This window comes from Aeromonas sp. FDAARGOS 1415 (assembly GCF_019048365.1).
In the GTDB taxonomy this organism is placed as follows: domain Bacteria; phylum Pseudomonadota; class Gammaproteobacteria; order Enterobacterales; family Aeromonadaceae; genus Aeromonas; species Aeromonas taiwanensis.
Map to the genome: position 1 here is coordinate 2,010,947 of NZ_CP077363.1, position 14,391 is coordinate 2,025,337.

The 14,391-nt window shown below is 63.3% G+C and carries 16 protein-coding genes; 13 read left to right on the plus strand and 3 right to left on the minus strand.

Annotation, left to right across the window (positions count from 1 at the left end; genetic code table 11):
• The first annotated feature begins 50 nt into the window (after positions 1–50).
• Positions 51–950 (plus strand): LysR family transcriptional regulator, encoded by a 900-nt coding sequence (locus tag I6L45_RS09635; protein WP_216984082.1) that lies wholly within the window; start codon positions 51–53, stop codon positions 948–950.
• Here the strand turns inward: I6L45_RS09635 and ygfZ are convergent.
• The gene (gene ygfZ, locus I6L45_RS09640; RefSeq protein WP_216984083.1) at positions 940–1,851 is read right to left on the minus strand and encodes a tRNA-modifying protein YgfZ; all 912 of its coding nucleotides are present in this window, start codon (positions 1,849–1,851) and stop codon (positions 940–942) included. The two genes, I6L45_RS09635 and ygfZ, sit on opposite strands and share 11 nt — an antisense overlap.
• Positions 1,852–1,964: 113 nt before the next feature.
• On the opposite strand from ygfZ, the gene I6L45_RS09645 reads away from it, so the two are divergent.
• Together I6L45_RS09645 and I6L45_RS09650 are read left to right on the plus strand one after the other, a co-directional pair.
• Positions 1,965–2,234 (plus strand): succinate dehydrogenase assembly factor 2, encoded by a 270-nt coding sequence (locus tag I6L45_RS09645; protein ID WP_043763255.1) that lies wholly within the window; start codon positions 1,965–1,967, stop codon positions 2,232–2,234.
• Between the two features lie 68 nt (positions 2,235–2,302).
• On the plus strand, positions 2,303–2,680 hold the full coding sequence (locus I6L45_RS09650) for a protein YgfX (RefSeq protein ID WP_216984195.1): 378 nt from the start codon (positions 2,303–2,305) through the stop codon (positions 2,678–2,680).
• 101 nt (positions 2,681–2,781) lie between these two features.
• On the opposite strand, the gene nadB is transcribed toward I6L45_RS09650, so the two are convergent.
• Positions 2,782–4,389 (minus strand): L-aspartate oxidase, encoded by a 1,608-nt coding sequence (gene nadB / locus I6L45_RS09655; protein WP_134694648.1) that lies wholly within the window; start codon positions 4,387–4,389, stop codon positions 2,782–2,784.
• Between the two features lie 182 nt (positions 4,390–4,571).
• Between nadB and rpoE the strand changes: the two genes are divergently transcribed.
• The 10 genes from rpoE (at position 4,572) to pdxJ (ending at position 13,352) form a co-directional block, all read left to right on the plus strand.
• Positions 4,572–5,153 carry an RNA polymerase sigma factor RpoE gene (gene rpoE, locus I6L45_RS09660; protein ID WP_043763259.1) on the plus strand — a complete coding sequence of 194 codons (582 nt, stop codon included), beginning with the start codon at positions 4,572–4,574 and terminating at the stop codon, positions 5,151–5,153.
• Positions 5,154–5,175: 22 nt separating this feature from the next.
• Positions 5,176–5,763, plus strand: a complete 588-nt coding sequence (locus I6L45_RS09665; protein ID WP_216984084.1) for a sigma-E factor negative regulatory protein — start codon at positions 5,176–5,178, stop codon at positions 5,761–5,763.
• Positions 5,764–5,784: 21 nt separating this feature from the next.
• A complete protein-coding gene (locus I6L45_RS09670) occupies positions 5,785–6,765 on the plus strand; it encodes a MucB/RseB C-terminal domain-containing protein (RefSeq protein ID WP_216984085.1) in 981 nt (326 codons plus the stop codon).
• Positions 6,766–6,854: 89 nt separating this feature from the next.
• Positions 6,855–7,316, plus strand: a complete 462-nt coding sequence (locus I6L45_RS09675; protein ID WP_216984086.1) for a SoxR reducing system RseC family protein — start codon at positions 6,855–6,857, stop codon at positions 7,314–7,316.
• A gap of 160 nt (positions 7,317–7,476) precedes the next feature.
• Complete coding sequence (gene lepA / locus I6L45_RS09680; RefSeq protein ID WP_043763267.1) at positions 7,477–9,270, plus strand: translation elongation factor 4; 1,794 nt, start codon at positions 7,477–7,479, stop codon at positions 9,268–9,270.
• Between the two features lie 3 nt (positions 9,271–9,273).
• Complete coding sequence (gene lepB, locus I6L45_RS09685) at positions 9,274–10,197, plus strand: signal peptidase I (protein WP_043763269.1); 924 nt, start codon at positions 9,274–9,276, stop codon at positions 10,195–10,197.
• The gene (gene rnc, locus I6L45_RS09690) at positions 10,198–10,869 is read left to right on the plus strand and encodes a ribonuclease III (protein ID WP_043763271.1); all 672 of its coding nucleotides are present in this window, start codon (positions 10,198–10,200) and stop codon (positions 10,867–10,869) included. It abuts the gene before it with no gap.
• A gap of 58 nt (positions 10,870–10,927) precedes the next feature.
• Complete coding sequence (gene era / locus I6L45_RS09695) at positions 10,928–11,833, plus strand: GTPase Era (protein WP_134694652.1); 906 nt, start codon at positions 10,928–10,930, stop codon at positions 11,831–11,833.
• The gene (gene recO / locus I6L45_RS09700; protein WP_043763275.1) at positions 11,834–12,541 is read left to right on the plus strand and encodes a DNA repair protein RecO; all 708 of its coding nucleotides are present in this window, start codon (positions 11,834–11,836) and stop codon (positions 12,539–12,541) included.
• A gap of 73 nt (positions 12,542–12,614) precedes the next feature.
• Complete coding sequence (gene pdxJ / locus I6L45_RS09705) at positions 12,615–13,352, plus strand: pyridoxine 5'-phosphate synthase (protein ID WP_025328255.1); 738 nt, start codon at positions 12,615–12,617, stop codon at positions 13,350–13,352.
• Positions 13,353–13,506: 154 nt separating this feature from the next.
• Here pdxJ and I6L45_RS09710 read toward each other — a convergent pair whose 3' ends face one another.
• On the minus strand, positions 13,507–14,382 hold the full coding sequence (locus I6L45_RS09710) for an N-acetylmuramoyl-L-alanine amidase (RefSeq protein ID WP_216984087.1): 876 nt from the start codon (positions 14,380–14,382) through the stop codon (positions 13,507–13,509).
• Between the last annotated feature and the right edge of the window lie 9 nt (positions 14,383–14,391).

Below are 14,391 nucleotides of genomic sequence, written 5' to 3' on the forward strand. Positions count from 1 at the left end.
ATCGTTAAAATAGATACATCTATGCAGCCACTGGAGCGCCGGAGCAGACCATGACCCCTTCACTGGAACAATTCAGGGCCTTGCTGGCGACTGCCGAGACCGGCTCCTTCTCGGCGGCGGCACGCAGGCTGGGCAAGGCGCAGTCGGTGGTGAGCACCGCCATCGCCAATCTGGAGATCGATCTCGGTCTCGAGCTGTTCGATCGCCGCGGCCGCTACCCTGTGCTGACCGAGGCGGGGGCCCGCATTTGTCAGGAGGCGGGCGTGCTGCTGGCCCAGAGCGAGCGCCTGCAGGCCATCGCCGGCAAGCTGGCCAGCGGCATCGAGTCCCGCCTGACCCTGGCCATCGACGACGACTCCCACCTGCCCTGGCTCGGCTCCCTGCTGGAGGCGTTCGCCAGCCGCTATCCGACGGTGGAGCTGGAGCTGCTGTTTCCGCTGATGGAGGATGTGACCGAGCTGCTCAAGAGCGGCCGGGCCCAGCTCGGCATCAGCTACCAGAAGGCGGAGCCCGAGCGGGAGCTGGTCTCTCGCTCGCTGGGCGCCGTCGCCATGCCGCTGGTGGTCTCCCCGGATCACCCGCTGGCTCGCAAGGCGCCGCTGCGGGAGAGTGACCTGCAGGGGGCGCGCCAGCTGATGGTGACCGGGCGGCGGGAGGGAACGGAGCGCCACCGCTTTCGCCTCTCGGCCCAGGTGTGGTGGGTCGAGGGAGATCTCGGCATTCTGGAGCTGGTCAAACTGGGGTTGGGGTGGGCGGCGGTGCCCGAGTTTCTGCTGCACCGGCCGCTGGCACGGGGGGAGCTGGTGGTGCTCAAGCCGGACTTCATCGCCCAGGCCGAGCTGGAGCTGGAGTTGCAGTGGTATCGCGCCCGCCCGCTGGGGCAGGCGGGACGCTGGCTGAAGGAGGCCCTGCTGGCGCGGGTGCCTCCCCAGGGAGAACTTACTCGGTGAGCTCGTAGGGCAGGGGGTGCAGGGCCAGGCTGGAACCCTCCTCCTGCTTGAGGCGGAAGCGGGCGTCGGCTTCGGTGTCCTTGGGCAGCACGGCGGTGAGCCACACCTGGCCATCCTGCTGCCAGGCATTGATCACCAGGCCGCTGCGGCGCCAGTTGTCACCGAGCTGGATCTCCAGGGTGTCTCCGCTGGCGACGGGGCCGCTGGCCTGACCCGCCAGCACGAACAGGGCGCGGTTGTTGGCACCGCGATACTTGGCGCGGGCCACGATCTCCTGACCCATGTAGCAACCCTTGGTGAAGCTGATGCCGTCGAGCGCCTGCAGGTTCAGCATCTGGGGAATGTACTCCCCCTGGTGCACCGCCTCCAGATGGGGGATGCCCGCCTTGATCTCCAGCCCCCACCAGAGGGATTCCTGGCCGGCAGGCAGGCTCAGCGCCAGGGGCGCTTCACTGACCAGCAGCCAGCGATCCGCTTCCACCCGCACTGCCATGCCGCCCTCGACCAGGCCGGTCCCGGTCAGATCGAAGTGCTGGGCGATCCAGACATCCGTGCCCTGGCCGGCGACGCCGACCACAGTCCCCGTGTACTCGGCGATCTCGACCTTGGCAAACACCGCAAATTTCTTGAGCTCGGGCAGCTGGCGTGCCAGTACCGACGGTTTGGTCAGCATCAGCAGGCCGTCATCGAGGCAGAGCAGGCGAAAATCGCTCCACAGCTTGCCCTTGGGATCGCAGTGGCCGCCGAGGGTGCTCTGACCCGGCTGCAGGGCGTTGACGTCGCAGGTGACCTGGCCCTGCAGATACTTGGCGCGATCCGGGCCAGTGAGGAGGGTGATGGCCAGATCGGTCAGGGAAAACAGGGTCGGCTCGGCAGGAAGAAGGGGGGTCGGCAGGCTCACGATGGTCGTCCAGAGACAGAAAGTATGTGACTTGCATGGTAAAGACGTAAGGAATGTTTGTCAGCCGGAAAATCCAGCTGCTACCATTCACGGGTCTTTGTAAGGAGAGTTCCATGTTGACCCCAAGTGAGAAGTCCCGCCTGAAGTGGGCCTGCCGCCGCGGCATGCTCGAGCTGGATGTGATCTTTATGCCTTTCTTTGAACACGAGTTCGACGGCCTGAACGAGGAGCAGCAGCAGACCTTCATTCGCCTGCTGGAGTGCGAGGATCCCGAGCTGTTCCGCTGGTGCATGGGCCACGGCGTGCCGGAAGATCCCGCCTTTGCCACCATGATCCCGCTGATCCTCGAGCGCAACCAGGCCCGTCACGACCGCCTGCGCTGATCCCGCTCTCCTGACCCACGGCCGGACTCATCCCCATGGCCAGCCCGGTGTCCCCGATGCGGGTAGAGATACCCGTCATTGCCTCCCGCCAGCAGCGCCTGTTGCTGTGCATTCTGTTTCTGTTGCTGCTCTGGCCCACGGCCCACTTGATCCAGGGCTGGCAATGGGCGCTGTTTTTCCCCTGCTGGTTGCTGGGCCTCTGGTGCGCGTTGCGCCGAAGCCCGGCGGGTGAGCGACTCGTCTGGGATGGAGAGTGGCTGACGTGGCGGGGGGAGCGCCATCGGCTGGATCCCCGCAGCCGCATCCTGCCCGGGGCGCTGTGGCTGAGGCTGCGGCCCGAGAAGCCCGAGAAAGGAGCGGAACGCCAGCTCTGGCTCTTCTCCGATGCGCTCTCTCCCGAGCACTACCGTACCCTGGCTCGCGCCATTCATCTCGCCGTCCGTTAGGGGCGTCTCTCTATCCCTGCCACGTCCGGCCGCCCATAACAGATGACCCCGCCTGGGCGGGGTCATCTGGGGGGCAGGCGCCCGAGTCGAGCGCAACGGTCTTATTCCCGATCCGGCGTCAGCACGGTCGGCTTGGAGTCCGGCTGCATGTCCGGATAATCCAGGTTGTAGTGCAGACCGCGCGACTCCTTGCGCTCCAGGGCGCAGTTGACGATGAGCTCGGCCACCTGCAACAGGTTGCGCAGCTCCAGCAGGTTGTTGGAGACCCGGAAGTTGGCGTAGTACTCCTGCACCTCCTGCTTGAGCAGATCGATGCGGCGTTTGGCGCGGGCCAGGCGCTTGTTGGTACGCACTATCCCCACATAGTCCCACATCATCAGCCGCAGTTCGTGCCAGTTGTGCTGGATCACCACCTGCTCGTCCGAGTCGTCCACCTGGCTCTCGTCCCAGGCGGGCAGGCTGGGGGGCGCCACGCTGGTGGGCAGCTTGGCCAGGATATCGGCCCCCGCCTGGTGGGCATAGACCACGCATTCGAGCAGGGAGTTGGAGGCCATGCGGTTGGCGCCGTGCAGCCCGGTATAGGTCACCTCGCCGATGGCATAGAGGCCGGGGATGTCGGTCTGGCCGTTGTTGTCGATCATCACGCCGCCACAGGTGTAGTGGGCCGCCGGGACGATGGGCATCGCCTCCTTGGTGATGTCGATGCCGACCGCGAGGCAGCGCTCATGGATGGTCGGGAAGTGCTTGATGATGAAGTCGGCCGGCTTGTGGCTGATGTCCAGATACATGCAGTCGGCGCCTAGGCGCTTCATCTCGTGGTCGATGGCCCGCGCGACTATGTCCCGCGGCGCCAGTTCGGCCCGTTCGTCGAAGTCCGGCATGAAGCGGCTGCCGTCGGGGCGGCGCAGGTAGGCCCCCTCGCCGCGCAGGGCCTCGGTCAGCAGGAAGTTGGGGTCGTCCGGGTGGAACAGGCTGGTGGGGTGGAACTGGTTGAACTCCAGGTTCGCTACCCGGCAACCGGCGCGCCAGGCCATGGCGATGCCGTCCCCTGAGCTCACGTCCGGATTGGAGGTGTACTGATACACCTTGGAGGCGCCGCCGGTGGCCAGTGCCACGAAGCGGGCGCGCACTACCTCGACCTGCTCGGCGTTGCGGTTCCAGACATAGGCCCCCAGCACCTTGTTGCCCGGCAGACCCAGCTTGCGGGTGGTGATGAGATCGACCGCGTTGAAGCGCTCCATCAGGGTGATGTTGGGGTGGGCGCGAACCTGGTCGATCAGGGTAAGCTGCACCGCCTTGCCGGTGGCATCGGCCGCGTGGAAGATGCGGCGATGGCTGTGACCCCCTTCCCGGGTAAGGTGGTAGTGGGATTCCCCCTCGGCATCCTCTTCCTGATCGAAAGGGACCCCCTGCTGGATCAGCCACTGGATGGAATCGCGGGCGTTGCGGGCGGTGAACTCCACCACCGCCGGGTCGCACAACCCTGCCCCGGCGTTGAGCGTGTCGCTCACGTGGGATTCGATGCTGTCGGTCTCGTCGAACACGGCAGCGATGCCTCCTTGCGCATAGAGAGTGGCCCCCTCACTGATGGGCCCCTTGCTCAGAACCAGGACTTTGGCCTGGTCTGCCAATCGCAATGCGAGGGACAGACCGGCGGCACCGCTGCCAATGATCAGCACGTCGCAAAGGTATTCAACACTTGCTTTCATAAGTATCATTGGCCTGGATTAAGAACTGGCCCCATGGTAGCCCAAGGGGGGGCAGTGATGCAGCCCGCATCACATTTTTTTCAATGCAAGCGAACTTTCTCTGATTCCTCCTGTCTGAACTTGTGCGCTAAGAAGGGGCCGGAAAAGAAGAACGATAACCTGATGGGGGTTTTACGGCTCTGATGAGCGACCAGAATCTACTGGACGAACAGCTGGTTGAACGGGTCCAGCGTGGCGATAAAAATGCATTCAACCTGTTGGTACGCAAATACCAGCACAAGGTGGTCAACCTGGTGGCCAGGTATGTCAACAATCCGGGCGATGTACCGGATGTGGCGCAAGAGGCTTTCATCAAGGCTTATCGCGCATTGCCGACATTCCGTGGCGAGAGCGCGTTTTACACCTGGTTGTACCGGATCGCCGTCAACACGGCCAAAAATTACCTGACTTCACAGGGGCGCAGACCGCCCAGCAGTGATGTCGAAGCGGACGAGGCTGAATTTTATGGTGGTGGTGAAGCCCTGCAAGAGGTGGCCACCCCGGAAAACCTGGCGCTGACCGACGAGATCAAGCGCACCGTGTTTACCGCCATAGAAGCCCTGCCGGAAGATTTGAGAACGGCGATCACCCTTCGTGAAATGGAAGGGCTGAGCTACGAGGAGATTGCGGAGATCATGGATTGCCCTGTGGGTACGGTGAGATCCCGCATCTTCCGGGCGAGGGAAGCAATAGATAAAAGGTTGCAACCTCTGATCGAGCATTAACTGGGGAAAGACAGGCAAACTTATGGCAAATAAAGAGCAACTTTCAGCCCTGATGGATGGTGACCTCAGCGAAATGGAGGTTCTGAAGGAGCTGGGAACGGATCCCGCCCTGCAAGAAACCTGGTCGCGTTACCATCTGATCGGTGATGCCATGCGGGGAGACCTGCCGGTCAATCTGCAACTGGACCTCAGCGACAGCATCATGCTGGCGCTGGAAGACGAACCGGTCATCCTGGCGCCCAAGCCGGCACAATCCGAAGCTCCTGAGGTGAAGACTCCCGGCAAGGTGGTTCCTCTGGTGCGCCGGTTTGGCCAGCAGATGGGGCAGTATGCCATTGCCGCCTCCGTGGCTGCTGCCGTCATCTTCGGCGTGCAGCAGTATCAGGGCAAGGATGGCGTGCCGACCAACCCCGTGCTCAACACTATACCCGTGGGGGGGAGCGCCACGCCGGTGAGCGTGCACTATCCCCAGGAAGGCAACAGGGCAAGTGTGCGCCAGCAAGGCTTGAGCGAGCAGCAGATGCAGGAGCAGCGCGAGCGGATCAATGCCTTCCTGCGAGATCACCAGCTGCAACAACGTCTGCTGCAAGACAAGCAGATTCAGGAATAACGGATTTTTAGGGATCAGATCGTGCGCCAGTCCAGTTTCATCCTGCTGGCCTCTCTCCTGTTCACTTGTGCCAAGGCCTCGGCCGACGATCTGTCGGCCGAGGCCTTGTTGCAGCAGATGCAGAGTGCCGTTTCGCAACAGAATTTCGAATTGTCCATGGTCAAGGCCCGGCAGGGACGGCTCGAGCCGATCCGTTTCAGCCACGGGGTGATCGATGGCAAGGAAGTGGCCCATCTGAGTTATCTCGATGGCAAGGCGGTGGAGTACTTGCAGCGCCAGAACGAATACACCTTCTTCGAGAACAGCCATGATCCCTACACTCTCAAGGGGGCGCGTTTTCCCGGCGTTTGGTCGAGCCTGGTGAGGATGCCGCTGTCCCGGGTGCTGGAGAGCTATGACCCCGTACTGGCGGGGCGCAGCCGGGTGGCCGGCCTGGTGGCTCAGGTGGTGAGGCTGGTGCCCAAGGAGGCGGACAAATACGGTTTCGTGCTCTGGGTCGACGAGCAGAGCCACCTCCTGCTGCGGGTGGACATGGTGGATCGGGAAGGCAACCTGGTGGAACAGGTGCTTGGGGTGGATCTGGACAGGCAGCCGGCACCGGCGCCCTGGCTGGTCACCCTGGCGCGCAGCAAGTTGCCCGATGCGCTGGCGCTGGAAGATGCCTACCCCGCTCCCCAGCAGGCCCTCAACTGGCATCTGACCTGGCTGCCGGGTGGTTTCAAGGTGCTCTCCCAGGACAGGCACCAGCTGGTCAGTACCAGCCTGCCGGTGGATTACATGATGCTCTCCGACGGTCTGGTGGATCTCTCCATCTATGTGGCCCGTGTCGACCCCAAGCAGGCGGTGCGCCAGCAGCTGATCCGCCAGGGTGCGACCTCCCTCGTGAGCTATGTCAACGAGGTCGGTGTGGAGATCACCGTGGTAGGGGAGGTGCCTGCCGAGACCGCCAAGCGCATTGCCGAGTCGGTGCAGCCCCTGGCTCGCAACGAGGCGGTGCAGTGAGGCGTACGAAGGCACTTGCCGAACCGGGGCGCGCGTGATGAGATCGGGTCATCCCCTTGCCACCCCTCTGGAGCTGTCCGGTGAGTAACATGAGTGAAGAGCTGGCCACCGTGGTGGCCATCGAAGGCACCTATGCCTGGGTGGAGTGCGAGCGGCGCTCCGCCTGCAGCGGATGCCATCAACAGTCCAACTGCGGTACCGGCACCGTCGCCAAGGCCTTTCCGATGAAGCCCCAGCGGCTGCGGGTTCCCCTCGCCGGCGAGGTGGCGGTGGGCCAGCAGGTCCGGCTCGGCATTCCCCAGGCGAGCATATTGCGTGGGGCCGCTCTGGTCTATGTGCTGCCGCTCTTCTGCCTGCTGCTGGGCGCCCTGCTCGGCCAGCTCTGGCTGGCTCCGCTCTTGTCGGCGGGAGAGGGTGTCACCATTCTCAGCTGCCTGCTGGGCGGCGCCATCGGATTTTTGCTGGTTCGTTACTTTTCTGACCGGCTCGAGCAGGGTGAATATGGTCCCCGCATGCTCGGGGTGGTGCTCGATACCCGTCATCTCTCCTGAGGGGCAGGGTCTGGCGGATGCCATCGTGGTGTCCAAGGCCTCGCCAGACAAGGCGCTATTTCAGGGGCCCGCCGACTAAAGATTGGCCGTCGACCGGGTTATCCAGTAAAATCCTGCCCTCATATCCGACCCTAACTTAATTTTGAGTGATTCTTGCTCGATGAAACACATTCGTAACTTTTCGATTATTGCGCACATCGACCACGGTAAGTCGACCCTGTCGGACCGTCTGATCCAGACTTGCGGCGGCCTGTCCGATCGCGAGATGCAGGCCCAGGTGCTGGACTCCATGGATCTGGAGCGCGAGCGCGGCATTACCATCAAGGCACAGAGTGTGACCCTGAACTACCAGGCACAAGACGGTAACACCTATCAGCTGAACTTTATCGACACCCCGGGCCACGTGGATTTCTCCTACGAGGTTTCTCGCTCCCTGGCTGCCTGTGAAGGGGCACTGCTGGTGGTGGATGCCGGTCAGGGGGTTGAGGCACAGACTCTGGCCAACTGCTACACCGCCATGGAAATGGATCTGGAAGTGGTGCCGGTACTGAACAAGATCGACCTGCCGGCCGCCGAGCCGGAGCGGGTTGCCGAAGAGATCGAGGACATCGTCGGCATCGATGCGGTAGACGCGGTGCGCTGCTCCGCCAAGACCGGCCTGGGCGTCGATCTGGTGCTGGAAGAGATCGTGGCCAAGATCCCGTCGCCGGAAGGTGATCCGGATGCGCCCCTGCAGGCGCTGATCATCGACTCCTGGTTCGACTCCTACCTGGGGGTCGTGTCGCTCGTGCGGATCAAGAACGGTTCCCTGAAGAAGAACGACAAGATCAAGGTGATGAGCACCGGTCAGGTGTGGGGTGTGGATCGCATCGGTATCTTCACGCCCAAGCAGGTGGACACCGACGGCCTGGGTTGTGGCGAGGTAGGTTGGGTCGTCTGCGGGATCAAGGACATCCACGGCGCGCCTGTGGGGGATACCCTGACCCTGGCCAAGCACGGTGCCGAGAAGGCGCTGGCGGGCTTCAAGAAGGTGAAGCCTCAGGTCTATGCGGGCCTGTTCCCCATTTCCAGCGATGACTACGAGTCCTTCCGCGATGCGCTGGAGAAGCTCTCCCTCAACGATGCCTCCCTGTTCTACGAACCGGAGAGCTCCACTGCGCTGGGCTTCGGCTTCCGCTGCGGCTTCCTCGGGATGCTGCACATGGAGATCATCCAGGAGCGTCTGGAGCGTGAATACGATCTGGATCTCATCACCACGGCGCCGACCGTGGTCTACGAGATCGAGCTGAATGATGGCTCCACCATCCACATCGACAGCCCGGCCCAGATGCCCGCCATCAACAACATCAAGGAGATGCGCGAGCCCATTGCCGAGTGTCACATCCTGCTGCCACAGGAGTACATGGGCAACGTCATCACCCTGTGTATCGAGAAGCGTGGCGTGCAGACCAACATGGTCTACCACGGCAAGCAGGTGGCGCTGACCTACGAGATCCCGATGGCGGAAGTGGTGCTCGACTTCTTCGACCGCCTCAAGTCCACCAGCCGCGGCTACGCCTCCCTGGACTACGGCTTCAAGCGCTTCGAAACCTCCGACATGGTCCGTCTGGACATCATGATCAACGGTGAGCGGGTCGACGCCCTGGCCATCATCACCCACAAGGAGAACGCCCAGTATCGCGGTCGCCAGGTGGTGGAGAAGATGCGCGAGCTGATCCCGCGCCAGATGTTCGACATTGCCATCCAGGCGGCCATCGGCAACCAGATCATCGCCCGCAGCACCGTCAAGGCCCTGCGCAAGGACGTGACTGCCAAGTGCTACGGTGGTGACGTGAGCCGGAAGAAGAAGCTGCTGAACAAGCAGAAAGAAGGCAAGAAGCGGATGAAGTCCCTGGGCCGTGTCGACGTGCCGCAAGAGGCCTTCCTCGCTATCCTCCACGTCGGAAAGGACTAATCGATGGCAAGCACCTTTTCCCTGATCCTTGTCGTCGTCACCCTGCTGACCGGCATCATCTGGACCGTCGACAAGCTGGTCTGGTCCAAGCAGCGGGCGGCCAAGATCGCGGCCGCCCGTGCCAATGCCGGCCCGGACGTGGACGAGAAGACTCTGGCCAAGGTGGCCCCCATGCCGGTCTGGATCGAACAGACCGGCGGGGTCTTCCCGGTGATCGCGCTGGTGCTGATCCTGCGCTCCTTCATCTTCGAGCCGTTCCAGATCCCGTCGGGCTCCATGATGCCCACCCTGCTGGTGGGCGATTTCATCCTGGTGGAGAAGTTTGCGTATGGCCTCAAGGACCCGGTGACCAACACCAAGTTCCTCGAGACCGGCGAGCCGAAGCGCGGTGATGTCGTGGTCTTCAAGTATCCGCTGGATACCCGGGTGGACTACATCAAGCGGGTGGTCGGTATGCCTGGCGATCGGGTCATCTATCGCAACAAGGAGCTGATGATCCGGCCCAAGTGCGACGAGCAGGAAGGGAAAACGTGCCCCGGCTTCCAGAAGCTGGGCATCAAGTTCGAGCAGCGCGGCGAGTTCAGCCAGATGGGGATCCCGCTGGATCGCTACACCGAACAGCTGGGCGACGTCTCCCACGAGACCCTGCGCAACCCGCTGATGCCGGACCTGGTGGATCGCTACTATCGCCAGCCCGGCACCTATCCTGATGAGTGGGTGGTGCCGGAAGGCCACTACTTCGTGATGGGCGACAACCGCGACAACAGCACCGACAGTCGTTTCTGGGGCTTCGTGCCCGAGCAGAACCTGGTGGGCAAGGCGGTTGCCATCTGGATCAGTTTCGAATTTGAGCGCGAGGAAGGTTCCAGCTTGCCCAGCTGGGTGCCGACCGGCGTGCGCTTCAACCGCATTGGCGGAATACAGTAAATGAATATCAAGATGAACAGACTGCAGTCCCGTCTCGGGCATGTCTTTCAGGAAGCCGAGCTGCTGACCCGGGCACTGACCCATCGCAGCGCCGGTTCCCGGCACAACGAGCGCCTGGAATTCCTGGGCGACTCCATCCTGAGCCTGGTGATTGCCGACGACCTCTTCCACCGCTTCCCGCAGGCGGCGGAAGGGGATCTCAGCCGGATGCGCGCCACCCTGGTGCGCGAGAAGACCCTGGCCGAACTGGGCCGGGAGTTCGACCTCGGGGATCACCTGATCCTGGGGCCGGGTGAGCTCAAGAGCGGTGGCTTTCGCCGCGAGTCGATCCTGGCCGACACGGTCGAGGCGGTGATCGGCGCCATCTATCTGGATACCGATCTGGAGCGGGTGCGCAGCCTCCTGCTCGGCTGGTACGCCAGCCGCCTGGAAGAGATCAAGCCCGGCATCGAGCAGAAGGATCCCAAGACCCGGCTGCAGGAGATCCTGCAGGGCAGCCGCCGGTCCCTGCCGACCTATACCGTGACCAACGTCAAGGGCGAGGCCCACAACCAGGAGTTCACCGTGCAGTGCGAGGTGGACGGTCTGGATGGTCCCCTGGTCGGGGTCGGCACCAGCCGTCGCAAGGCCGAACAGGCCGCGGCGCAGCAAGCATTGGAAAGGCTGTCATGACTGCTATGAATGCAAGAGGCCGCGGTCTTTCGACACAACCAGCATTGGAAAGATTGTCATGACGGATACAGATAGCACCTACTGCGGCTTTGTCGCCATCGTGGGCCGCCCCAACGTGGGCAAGTCCACCCTGCTCAACAAGCTGCTTGGCCAGAAGGTCAGCATCACCTCGAAGAAACCCCAGACCACCCGTCACCGGATCCTGGGGATCGACACCGAGGAGAACTACCAGACCATCTATGTGGATACCCCGGGTCTGCACATCGAGGAGAAGCGGGCCATCAACCGCCTGATGAACCGCGCCGCCACCAGTTCTCTGGGGGACGTGGCCATGGTGGTGTTCGTGGTCGACGGCACCCACTGGACCAAGGACGACGAGATGGTGCTCGGCAAGTTGCGCCACCTCAAGTGCCCCGTGGTACTGGCGGTCAACAAGATCGACAACGTGAAGGAGAAGGAAGACCTGCTCCCCCACCTCGAGTGGCTGGGTCAGCAGATGGCCTTCTCCCATATCCTGCCCATCAGTGCCGAAAAGGGCACCAACGTGGAGAAGATCCGCGAGTGGGCCAAGGATCTGCTGCCGGAAAACGTGCACTTCTTCCCGGAAGACTACGTGACCGACCGATCCTCCCGCTTCATGGCCTCCGAGATCATCCGCGAGAAGCTGATGCGCTTCACCGGCGAGGAGCTGCCCTACTCGGTGACGGTGGAGATCGAGCGCTTCAAGGTCGAGGAGACTGGTCTCTACCACATCCACGGCCTCATTCTGGTGGAGCGTGAAGGCCAGAAGAAGATGGTCATCGGCAATAAGGGCGAGAAGATCAAGACCATAGGCACAGAGGCTCGCATCGACATGGAACGGCTGTTCCAGAACAAGGTGCACCTGGAGCTCTGGGTCAAGGTCAAGTCCGGTTGGGCCGACGATGAGCGCGCCCTGCGCAGCCTCGGGTATGGTGATGACTGATTGCTGACTCCGGCTTTCGTCATCCACAGTCGGCCCTATCGGGAGACCAGCCAGCTGGTCGAGGTCTTCACCCAGGATAGTGGCCGATTTACCCTGGTGGCTCGCGGTTCCCGCGGGCCACGCTCCTCTCTGAAGGGGCTGCTGCAACCCTTCACCCTGCTGACCATCGCCTGGCGTGGCAAGGGAGATCTCAAGAACCTCACCCAGGTGGAGTGCCCGGATCACTCCCTGCGCCTCGGCGGCGATCGCCTCTTCTACGGCCTCTATCTCAACGAGCTGGTCTACTACCTGCTGGAAGCCCACACCCCCTTCCCCGAGGTATTCGACGCCTATGCCCGCGCCATCATGGCGCTGGCGGATGGCGAAACCCCGGAGCTGCCCCTGCGCCGCTTCGAGTTCCTGCTGCTGCAGGCGCTGGGCTATGCGGTGGACTTCGAATACGCCGCCGACGACGACTCGCCCATCGACCCGACCCTGCTCTACGGCTTCGAGCGGGAGCTCGGCTTTGTCGCTTGCGAGCGGGCGCCGGATCCCCGTACCCTGTTCCTCGGCGCCCACCTGCTGGCCTTTGCCGAGGGGCGCTTCGACACCCCCCCCTTGCTGCAGGCGGCCAAGCGCTTCAGTCGCCTCGCGCTGCAGCCTTATCTGGGCAAGCGGCAGTTGAAGAGCCGGGAGCTGTTTTTAAAACGAAAAGCCATGCAAGGCTGACATACGGATATCGAGGCTGGCGCCAGGGCGGCAGCTGCACAGTTAACAGAGAGCATTTTCAAGGAGTTAAGTAATGAGCGAGATCTACCTGGGTGTGAACATCGACCATATCGCCACCCTGCGCAACGCCCGCGGCACCCAGTATCCTGATCCGGTACAGGCCGCCTTCGTGGCCGAGCAGGCCGGCGCCGATGGCATCACGGTGCACTTGCGGGAAGATCGCCGCCATATCACCGACCGGGACGTGGAGATCCTGCGCCAGACCATCCAGACCAGGATGAACCTGGAGATGGCGGTGACCGAGGAGATGATCGGCATCGCTTGCCGTATCAAGCCCCAGTTCGTCTGCCTGGTGCCGGAGAAGCGCACCGAGGTGACCACAGAGGGTGGCCTGGACGTGGCCGGCCAGCTGGACAAGGTGACCGATGCGGTGACTCGCCTCGCCGCCGTCGGCGCCCAGGTGTCGCTCTTCATCGATGCCGACCCCATCCAGATCGATGCGGCCGCCGAGAGCGGTGCCCCCTTCATCGAGATCCACACCGGTCGCTACGCCGACGCCACCACGGATGCGGAGCGCAACGCCGAGTTCAAACGCATCGCCGCCGGTGCCTCCTATGCCGCCGGCAAGGGCTTGAAGGTCAATGCCGGCCACGGCCTGCACTACCACAACGTCAAGGCCATCGCCGCCATTCCCGAGCTCTATGAGCTCAACATCGGCCACGCCATTATCGGCCGCGCCGCTTTCGACGGTCTGGCCAAGGCGGTCAGCGATATGCGCGCGCTGATGCAGGAAGCCCGTCAGGGGATCTGATGTCAGCAGCTTGCTGATGACAACCCACGAGGGACGCCGCGGCGTCCCTCGTCGTTTTTGGGGTACCTAGTCTGGGCAGCGAGGCCCAACCTGGGTGGTTGAAAGAGGGTCGGTATCCGGCATCCGCCACTCTGTGAAGGGTGCGGGTCTCAGCCTATTGCTCGGGAAAGTAGCGCTCCAGCAAGGCCATCAGAATGGCTTGGCACTCGGCATCCGGCTCGCCGCTGACCTGGGCCGGGCGGAAGTGGAGCTGGAAGGCGCGCATCACGGCGCGGCTTTGCGCATCCCACTCACCGCTCGGTGCAATGCCATAGCCGTAGCGGGCGAGCTGCTGCTGCCAGACGAGGAGCGGCCAGGCCGGGAGCCCTTGCTGGCGCAGGGCCGCTACCCTGGCCTCGTCGGGCCAGGCGCCGACCCCGTAGCGCAGGGCCAGCTCGCGCCAGGGGAAGCGGGGGCCGGGATCCTGCTTGCGCTCGGGGGCGACGTCGCTGTGGCCCAGCACCTGGGTGTGCGGTATGTCATAGCGCTCGACCAGCTCTCGGGCGAGGGCGCCGAGGGCGGCGATCTGGGCTTCCGTGTAGGGTTGCCAGCGTCTCAGGTGGGCGGGCAGGGCCGCTTCTTTCTCGTCATACCCGAGATTCACTATCTCGATGCCCAGCGAACTGGCGTTGAGCCCGGCATATTGGTGCCAGCGGCTGCGGCCTGCGTGCCAGGCGCGCTGGTCGTCGGGTACCAGCTGGTAGACCGGGAGTGGTCGCTCATCGGTGTCGCGGGGGATCAGGTAGTGGGCGCTTACCTTGTGCTCTGACTCGGTCAGCAGGCGAAGGGAGCGAGCGTCATCCTCATCCGTGTAGTGCAGGATCAGGAAGGCGATGCGCTCGTTCTGGTTGGCGCTCTGATGGTGGGAGGAGAGACGATAGGCGTCGGGCTGGCAGGCGCCGAGCAGCAGGAGGAGGCAGAGTGACCAGAGCCAGCGCGCGCCACCGCTCCCCCGGAAACGGGGGAACAGGGGGCTGCGACGCCGGCTCATGGCTCAGCC

Bases quoted from the DNA above. Each gene is read 5' to 3' on its own strand.
- lepA (WP_043763267.1), top strand. From the start codon at position 7,477: ATGAAACACATTCGTAACTTTTCGATTATTGCGCACATCGACCACGGT.
- I6L45_RS09635 (WP_216984082.1), top strand. From the start codon at position 51: ATGACCCCTTCACTGGAACAATTCAGGGCCTTGCTGGCGACTGCCGAG.
- lepB (WP_043763269.1), top strand. From the start codon at position 9,274: ATGGCAAGCACCTTTTCCCTGATCCTTGTCGTCGTCACCCTGCTGACC.
- I6L45_RS09675 (WP_216984086.1), top strand. From the start codon at position 6,855: ATGAGTGAAGAGCTGGCCACCGTGGTGGCCATCGAAGGCACCTATGCC.
- rpoE (WP_043763259.1), top strand. From the start codon at position 4,572: ATGAGCGACCAGAATCTACTGGACGAACAGCTGGTTGAACGGGTCCAG.
- era (WP_134694652.1), top strand. From the start codon at position 10,928: ATGACGGATACAGATAGCACCTACTGCGGCTTTGTCGCCATCGTGGGC.
- I6L45_RS09645 (WP_043763255.1), top strand. From the start codon at position 1,965: ATGTTGACCCCAAGTGAGAAGTCCCGCCTGAAGTGGGCCTGCCGCCGC.
- pdxJ (WP_025328255.1), top strand. From the start codon at position 12,615: ATGAGCGAGATCTACCTGGGTGTGAACATCGACCATATCGCCACCCTG.
- nadB (WP_134694648.1), bottom strand. From the start codon at position 4,389: ATGAAAGCAAGTGTTGAATACCTTTGCGACGTGCTGATCATTGGCAGC.
- I6L45_RS09710 (WP_216984087.1), bottom strand. From the start codon at position 14,382: ATGAGCCGGCGTCGCAGCCCCCTGTTCCCCCGTTTCCGGGGGAGCGGT.
- I6L45_RS09665 (WP_216984084.1), top strand. From the start codon at position 5,176: ATGGCAAATAAAGAGCAACTTTCAGCCCTGATGGATGGTGACCTCAGC.
- rnc (WP_043763271.1), top strand. From the start codon at position 10,198: ATGAATATCAAGATGAACAGACTGCAGTCCCGTCTCGGGCATGTCTTT.